Annotated in this window: 6 protein-coding genes; all 6 read left to right on the top strand. The window is 57.3% G+C overall.

The genetic code is table 11. The annotated features are described in order from the left end of the window. The first annotated feature begins 296 nt into the window (after window positions 1-296). The 6 genes from GGI60_RS29505 (at window position 297) to eutC (ending at window position 7,948) form a co-directional block, all read left to right on the top strand. Window positions 297-779: an Lrp/AsnC family transcriptional regulator gene (locus GGI60_RS29505; protein ID WP_183919932.1), complete on the top strand. Its 483-nt coding sequence runs from the start codon at window positions 297-299 to the stop codon at window positions 777-779. Window positions 780-1,278: 499 nt separating this feature from the next. Continuing rightward, window positions 1,279-2,682 (top strand): aspartate aminotransferase family protein, encoded by a 1,404-nt coding sequence (locus tag GGI60_RS29510; protein WP_183919934.1) that lies wholly within the window; start codon window positions 1,279-1,281, stop codon window positions 2,680-2,682. A 141-nt stretch (window positions 2,683-2,823) separates the two neighbouring features. Beyond that, window positions 2,824-4,233 carry an aldehyde dehydrogenase family protein gene (locus tag GGI60_RS29515; RefSeq protein ID WP_183919936.1) on the top strand — a complete coding sequence of 470 codons (1,410 nt, stop codon included), beginning with the start codon at window positions 2,824-2,826 and terminating at the stop codon, window positions 4,231-4,233. Window positions 4,234-4,342: 109 nt separating this feature from the next. Continuing rightward, window positions 4,343-5,644: an aspartate ammonia-lyase gene (locus GGI60_RS29520; protein WP_183919938.1), complete on the top strand. Its 1,302-nt coding sequence runs from the start codon at window positions 4,343-4,345 to the stop codon at window positions 5,642-5,644. A 325-nt stretch (window positions 5,645-5,969) separates the two neighbouring features. Beyond that, entirely contained in the window at window positions 5,970-6,956 is a 987-nt protein-coding gene (gene eutB / locus GGI60_RS29525) for a hydroxyectoine utilization dehydratase EutB (RefSeq protein ID WP_183919940.1), read from the top strand. Continuing rightward, a complete protein-coding gene (gene eutC, locus GGI60_RS29530) occupies window positions 6,956-7,948 on the top strand; it encodes an ectoine utilization protein EutC (protein ID WP_183919942.1) in 993 nt (330 codons plus the stop codon). Before eutB ends, eutC begins: the two co-directional genes overlap by 1 nt. Window positions 7,949-8,388 lie beyond the last annotated feature (440 nt).

Raw genomic sequence — 8,388 nt, forward strand, 5'->3', positions numbered from 1 at the left:
AACAATATACCCCCCGTTGCGCGGGGAGGGGGCGCGTTAACGGTATGTCGGATGCGGGAAATCCGCGTTCTCACAGGTTGAAACGACTGATTCGGTCGAATCTGGCGAATCTCGCTGCGCGTCTAGAATAAAACCGGTAGAAAGACGGTGAAGGGTAACTGCCCTTGGCTCATCGATCTTTCGTGAGTGTTGCGAAAATAGGCGTACCACGGGGCTCCCTCGGTCATTGACGGGTTAATGTTGCAGATCTATGGGTAAATCCGTCTCGCACTCGTCTTTTCCCGCGGATTTCCTTCATGGCACAGCTCGACCGACTCGACGTAGCAATTCTCCAGATTGTGCAATGCAATAATCGTTTGACCTCCGACGAAATCGCGGACAAGGTCAATCTCTCAGCATCTGCATGTCAGCGCCGGCTAAAAAGATTGCGTTCAGAGGGGATAATTGAAGCAGACGTTTCCATCGTCTCACCTAAGGCCGTCGGACGCCCTGTCACCATGATCGTGCTAGTTTCTCTTGAACGAGAGAGGGCGGATATTGTCGATCGGTTTAAGACTGCGATCCGCGCAACTTCGGAAGTAATGATCGGCTATTATGTCACGGGCGATGCCGACTTCATCCTGGTGGTGACTGCCAAAAGCATGGAAGACTATGAGCAGTTCACTCGGCGATTCTTTTATGAAAATCACGATATTAAAGGCTTCAAGACAATGGTTGTGATGGATCGCGTCAAGGCAAGTTTCGCGTTTCCAATCGAGATTGATCCCGACGTTGACTAGAACGCAATATCTTTGCATTAGCAATCGAAGTTGCGCCGCTAGCCTGGGTTCTTTGAGAGCTGCCAAAATATAGACGTTTCCAGCTCAGCAGAAGCTCCGCGAGTCAGGGTGCAGCGACGACTGTTTCTCCCCTTAATTTCCCCTTACGCCCAGTCGTGCCATTCGCTTGGGGCCAGGCTGCAATAAGACGAATTCCTGCATATTAGCGTCAAAATTCGCGGAGATCTTGCAAGGGGCGCATTAAATCCGCTGACAACACCCAGTTGCCGCGCGTTAGTCTATCGTTATCGAAATGAAGCATTCGGCATGTGATGCAGGGACTTGCTCGCCTGTAAGAGGAAGGTGGTCCTATCAGGCAGCATCATGCCTTTGAAGATGATGGCAGCTGCGCGAAGAATGCATTTCAAAGAGCAAACGGAGCCGTCGGCGGTTTGATCAACTCGCTGAATATTTTGTTGACAACCGACTGGTGAGTAACACCCGTCTGAAAGGAAGAACCGTGACCATCAACATTAAGGACATCGCTGAAAAGGACCGCAACTCGGTCCTGCATCCGTTCACGCAGCTGAAGGATTTTGCCAGCGGCAAGCTTGGCGAACCAACGATCGTCGAGACGGGCAAGGGAATTCGCATTCAGGATGCGTACGGCAATCAGCTGATCGACGGCTTTGCCGGCCTCTATTGCGTCAATGTCGGCTATGGCCGCACCGAGGTTGCCGAGGCGATCTCGCGTCAGGCCTACCGGTTGGCCTATTACCACTCCTACGCTGCCCACACGACCGACGAGCTGGCGATCCTCTCCGATCGCCTCGTCAAGATGGCGCCGGGCAAGATGAGCAAGGTGTTTTATGGCATGTCCGGCTCGGACGCCAACGAGACCCAGGCCAAGCTCGTCTGGTACTACAACAACCTGCGTGGCAAGCCGACCAAGAAGAAGATCATCTCGCGCGAACGCGGCTATCACGGCTGCAGCGTGGTATCTGGATCGATGACCGGCATGAGCTTCTACCATGACCATATGGATCTGCCGCTGCCGCAGATCGACCACACCGGTGTTCCGCACCACTACTGGGGTGCCAATCCCGGCGAGACGGAGCGGGAATTCTCGGCCCGTCGTGCCGCCGAGCTCGACGAGATGATCGAGACGCTCGGTCCCGACAATGTCGGCGCCTTCATCGCCGAGCCGGTGCTTGGTACTGGTGGCATCACGCCGCCGCCGGAAGGCTATTGGGAAGCGATCCAGGCTGTGCTGAAGAAGCACGACGTGCTTTTGATCGCCGACGAAGTGATCACCGGCTTTGGCCGCACCGGATCGATGTTCGGCTCGCAGCATTACGGCATCGAACCGGATCTGATCACCGTCGCCAAGGGTCTGACCTCAGCCTATTTCCCGCTCTCGGCGGCGATTGTCGGTGAGAAGGTCTACAAGGTCATGGAAGACGGAGCTGACAAGGTCGGCGCCTTCTCGCACGGCTACACCTATTCCGGTCACCCAATTGGTGCGGCCGCTGCAAACGCGGTGCTCGACATCGTCGAGCAGGAAGACCTGCCTGGCAACGCCCGCGAAGTTGGCGCCTATTTCCAGGCCCAGCTGAAGGAGAAGTTCGCACAGCTGCCGATCGTCGGTGAAGTCCGCGGCGTTGGCCTGATGGGCGCCCTCGAATTCGTTGGCGACCGCGAGAACAAGAAGCGCTTCGATCCGTCGCTGAAGGTCGGTGCTCGCGTCTCCAAGGCCGCCCGCGACCGTGGTCTCATCGCCCGTGCCATGCCGCATGGCGACATTCTCGGGTTCTCGCCGCCATTGGTTGTCACCAAGGCTGAGATCGACGAGATCGTCTCCATTGCCGAAAAGGCCGTGCGCTCCGTGATGGACGACCTCGTCCGCGACGGCCAGAAGATCTGACGGATAAGCGGTCGGCGAGGCCCGACCGCACCCAATAGGATCCACGAAATTGAGAGCAGGGCAGGGAATTCTCCTTGCCCTGGCGGAGAAACTCTGCCCGTCGCACAGATGGCGCATCACCACGCAAGAGGAAGCCGGCCTATGACCGCTGCCAAACTTCATATCACCACCAGCTTGGCGCCGATCACCGTCCATAGCCCCTTTGACGGGTCTGTTTTGGGAACGGTTGACGCCACGGATGCGAGCGAGATTAACGAACTTCTAGCCCGTGCCCGGCGCGGGGCGGAGCTTTCCGGGAAGCTGCCGCGTCACAAGCGTGCGAGCATCCTCGAAGGGGCTGCTCAGATCATCGAAAGCCGCCGCGAGGCGTTTGCCGAAACCATCGTGCGCGAGGCAGGCAAGACCATCATCCAGGCGCGCAAGGAAGTGCTTCGCTGCGTCAATACGCTAAAACTGTCCGCCGAAGAGGCTAAGCGCAACGCCGGCGAGATCGTCCCGTTTGACGCCTACGTCGGATCCGAACAGCGCCAGGGTTGGTTCACGCGAGAGCCGCTCGGCATCATTACCGCCATTACGCCCTACAACGATCCGCTGAACCTGGTCGCCCACAAGCTTGGTCCGGCGATCGCCGGCGGCAATTCGGTGTTGCTGAAGCCATCGAACCTGACGCCGTTCTCGGCAATCAATCTTGTTGACGCTCTTGTGGAAGCCGGCCTGCCACCGGAGATCATTACTGTCGTTCACGGTGACAGAGAACTCGTTACAGCATTGGTTGCTGCACGGGACGTGCGCATGGTCTCGTTCACTGGTGGCTTTGCCACAGGAGAAGCGATCAGCCGCAAGGCGGGCCTAAAGAAACTCGCGATGGAGCTTGGCGGCAATGCCCCGGTCATCGTCATGAACGACTGCGACTTCGACAAGGCGGTTGAAGGCTGCGTCTCCGGCGCCTTTTGGGCCGCCGGCCAGAATTGCATCGGCGCCCAGCGTGTTCTGGTCCAGGCAGAACTCTACGAGCGCTTCCGCGATGCCTTTGTGGCGGCGACGAATAAGCTCACGGCCGGCGATCCGCTCAAGCAGGACACGGATGTCGGCCCGATGATCTCGAAGGAAGTGGCCGAACGCACCGAAGCTGCTGTCAACGACGCCATTGCCGCCGGCGCCAAGCTGCTCTGCGGTCATAAACGCGAAGGGTCGCTCTATCAGCCGACGGTGCTGGAAGGTACGCCGGTGACCTGCCGCCTGTGGCACGAGGAAGTGTTTGCGCCTGTGGTCATGCTTGCGCCGTTCGCCACGCTCGACGAAGCGGTCGAATTGGCCAATGAACCCGAGTACAGCCTGCATGCCGGTATCTTCACCGGCAACCTCAATGTCGCACTGGAAGCCGCAAATCGGATCGAGGCGGGCGGGGTGATGATCAACGATAGCTCGGACTACCGCTTCGACGCCATGCCGTTTGGCGGCTCCAAATACGGCTCCATGGGCCGTGAAGGCGTGCGCTTCGCCTACGAAGAAATGACCCAGCCGAAGGTCGTCTGCCTCAACAGAGGGTGATGGTAGGATTGGGCCAGTGCTGCTCAGGCTTGGCGATCCTGAGTGAGGCCAAGCACCAATTTGCAGGAACGCGCTTTTATTTGGTGAAGAGATCAACTGTTGAGGCAACATGTCTAACGTCAATCGGATTGAACATGATCCACTCGGCCCTGTCAGCGTGCCGGCGGATCGCTATTACGGGGCCCAGACCGCCAGAGCGCTCGGCAATTTCCCGATCTCGGGAATCCCAATCAAAAGCATGCCGTTCGTCTTACAGGCGCTCGCCCATGTGAAGATGGCCGCCGCGCAAGCGAATTGTGACGAAGGTTTGCTGCCCACCGAAAAGCGTGACGCGATAGTTCTGGCTTGCGAGGAAGTGTTGGCCGGCAAGCACGAGGACGAATTTCTCGTCGATGTATTCCAAGGTGGAGCGGGCACTTCCACCAATATGAACATGAATGAGGTGCTGGCCAACCGTGCAAGCGAGCTGCTCGGTGGCGTGCGGGGTGAGGGGCGTGTCGTACATCCAAATGACGACGTAAACCGATCTCAGTCAACGAACGATGCCTACGCAACTGCCGTAAGGCTCTCTGTTATTCCGGCCAGCCGGAATTTAAGGGATGCGCTTGGCGCTCTCGCCGAAGCACTTCACATCAAAGCGGAAGAATTTGCAGAGATTCGCAAGCTCGGGCGGACACAGTTGCAGGACGCTGTTCCTATGACGCTCGGACAAGAGTTCGCAGCTTTTGCAACAACCATTCTGGAAGATTGCCAGCGCCTAGAAGAAACGGAGCAACTGTTCCTGGAGGTTAACCTCGGCGGCACGGCAATTGGGACAGGCATCGCAGCTACGCCATCCTATCGTGCACGCGCGCTCGAAAACTTGTGCCGCAACTTGCAATTGCCGGTGGTCGGCGCAAAAGACCTCCTGGAGGCAAGCTGGGACATGGGCGCATTTATGCTTCACATGGGGCTTTTGAAAAGAATTGCAGCCAAACTTTCAAAGATCGCCAACGACTTCCGATTGCTGTCAAGCGGTCCGCGCGGTGGTCTCGGCGAGATCATCCTCCCAGCGCTTCAACCTGGTTCGTCGCTGATGCCCGGAAAGGTCAATCCCGTCGCAGCCGAGGCATTAAACCAGGTATGCTTCTTCGTCTATGGGTTGGACACAACGGTTGGTATGGCCGCCGAAGCCGGGCAATTGCAGCTCAACGCAATGGAGCCGGTGATTATCTTCAGCATCCACAACGCCTCCGAACTTCTTCGTAAAGCAGTGGCGACCTTCACCAACACCTGCGTCGCAGGGGTACAAGCTGACGCGGCGCGGTGCGGGTCGAATCTGAAGAGCAGCACGGCATTCGCAACCGAGCTCGTAACCTCGATCGGATACGAAGCGGCGGCTGAACTGGTGAAAGAGAGGTTGGCCGGTTGATTCATATGTTTGATCGTAAAACTAGAAATCAAGCCGCGCATAGTTAGTACGTTCCCCGCCTCCCAGGGCACTTGGCTGTCGCCGACTATGTGTCGGCGGCAGCCCCTTTATCTTCGTGGAGTTGACGCGCACTGACTTCTCGGTTGCGAAGCTGGCGGTGTGAGGCGCGTCCGACCTTCTCGAAGCCTTGGTTGGATCATGGGCCGAGCTGATCGTTCGCAAGTGTTGCGAGATGGGAGTCCTAGCACACGGCTGGGTATTCCATTGTCGGCGTCACATATTTGGACTGGATGAGCATCGTTTGATTATGAAAGGGAGCATCTCCATGATTGATATTAGCGCAATCGAAAATGCGCGCGGGCGCATTAAGAAGCACATCGAACCGGCACCATTCGTATGCTCCGCGGTGCTCTCGGAAATCTGCGGCGTAACGATCCATCTCAAGCTTGAACATCACCAAACTACAGGCAGTTTCAAGATACGCGGGGCAACCAATGCTATTATGAGGCTCAGTGAAGCAGAGCGGGTTCGAGGAGTCGTCGCCGTTTCAACGGGCAATCATGGTCGGGCTTTGGCTCATGCAGCCCGTGCTGTGGGTTCCAAGGCCACAATCTGCATGTCTAAGCTGGTGCCCGAGAACAAGGTTTCCGAAATCCGGCGGCTTGGAGCTGATGTGCGCATTATCGGAAACTCGCAGGATGAGGCCCAAGAGGAAGTCGACCGCCTTGTGCGCGATGATGGGCTCGCTCTGCTGCCGCCCTTCGACCATCCGGATATTATTGCTGGACAGGGGACAATTGGCCTCGAGATCATTGAAGGAATTCCCGATGTGGCTACCATTCTTGTACCCGTTTCGGGCGGCGGCCTAGCCGCGGGGGTAGCTGCGGCAGTGAAAGCTTTGCAGCCACAGGCGCGAGTGATAGGGGTCAGCATGAAGCGCGGCGCCGCGATGAAGGCGAGTCTCGATGCCGGTCACCCAGTACTGGTGGAAGAAGTTCGCACGCTTGCCGACGCGCTCGGTGGTGGCATCGGGCTCGACAATAAACTGACTTTCGCCATGTGTCGGACCCTGCTGGATGACTTTGTAGTGCTGAGCGAGAGCGAGATCGCAGCCGGTATTCGCCATGCATATGAGAAAGAACGTGAAGTCATCGAGGGCTCCGGAGCTGTTGGCTTGGGCGCGTTGCTCGCGGGTAAGATAGCCGGATTGCATGGGCCGGTCGCGGTTCTGCTTACAGGACGCAACATCGATATGGAACTGCATCGCCGGATCATATGTGGGATTAACAATCCGATTGAGGGAGAGAACTAATGCCGTTGATCAAGATAGTCGCGGAGCGCGAGCTCAGACGAACCGTACCGCTTGACCAAGTTGCCGTGCAATGCGTCGAGGATGCATTCCATTCCCTTGCGACGAAAACCGTAGCAATGCCGCCAATTCTACGCCTCGACATAAAAGACCATGGGGGTGAGGTCGACGTCAAAACGGCGTACGTCCAAGGCCTCGATGGATTTGCCGTTAAAATCAGCCCCGGGTTCTTTGACAATCCAAAACTCGGCCTCCCGAGTACGAACGGCTTGATGGTGCTGCTCTCCAGCAAAACCGGTTTGCTCCAAGCACTATTGTTGGACAACGGCTACTTGACGAATGTTCGCACCGCAGCTGCAGGTGCGGTCGCAGCAAAGTATCTTGCACGAAATGACGCTTCCGTGGCCGCGATCCTGGGTGCGGGAATTCAGGCAAAACTGCAGCTGCAGGCGCTCACACTGGTACGGCCCATTCGCGAGGCTCGCATTTGGGCGCGGAATGCGGCAAAGGCTGAAGACCTTGCGCGCGAGCTCTCTGAAGAACTGGGCATTCCCGTGAGGGCGTGCGTGGATCCGAGGGAGGCCGTGGCTGGCTCCCATATCATCGTCACGACGACGCCGGCCACTCAGCCAATTTTGAGCGCCAGTTGGCTGGAGTCCGGACAGCACATTACCGCCATGGGATCAGACGCCGAACACAAGAATGAACTGGATCCGAATATGATTGTCCAAGCGGATCTCTATGTCGCCGATAGCCTGAACCAGACGCGCACCCTTGGAGAACTGCATCACGCAATCTCTGCTGGCTTAGTCGCGGCCGACGCTAGTTTCCCAGAACTTGGTGAGATTATCGCTGGAAAAAATGCGGGCCGTTCGAACGACCTTCAGATCACGATCGCCGATCTAACTGGTACCGGCATTCAGGACACTGCTATCGCAACGCTTGCCTTTGGACTAGCAGAGTCCACGGGGACTGGGTCGTCGTTCGAGAGCTGAGCACGGAATAGGAGGCGACTCCTGTCGAAGAGTCCTGATCGGATTGCCTTCGCAAACGCGTGGGCGAGTGTGATCTTGCCGATCAATTCGCCCACGAAAAACAATTAGCCGCATCGCAGAATGTAGTGTGTCCGAGAGCTCCGGGGGTTCACTGCCAGGGTACGTGACGTGGACCGCACTGGCAGCGCCCTGGCAAAACTCCTCACACCGCTAAGCAGCTCGTCTCGTCGCAGAGCCCGTTTCGCCGAAAGAACCACTAGATCCATGACAGGACAATAAACGACATGGCAGACGAAAAGCATGGATCTGTCCGAGGAAATCAGGCTGGCGCGTATGATACCGTCGGAAAGCGGTGTTCTCCTGCCATATTGACCAAGTGCGGTAGGCGATTCTGAGAGCTACCGCCTGCGGCATTGATGGCAGGAATGCGCCAATTGCAG

This window comes from Rhizobium lentis (assembly GCF_014200175.1).
GTDB lineage: Bacteria > Pseudomonadota > Alphaproteobacteria > Rhizobiales > Rhizobiaceae > Rhizobium > Rhizobium mulingense.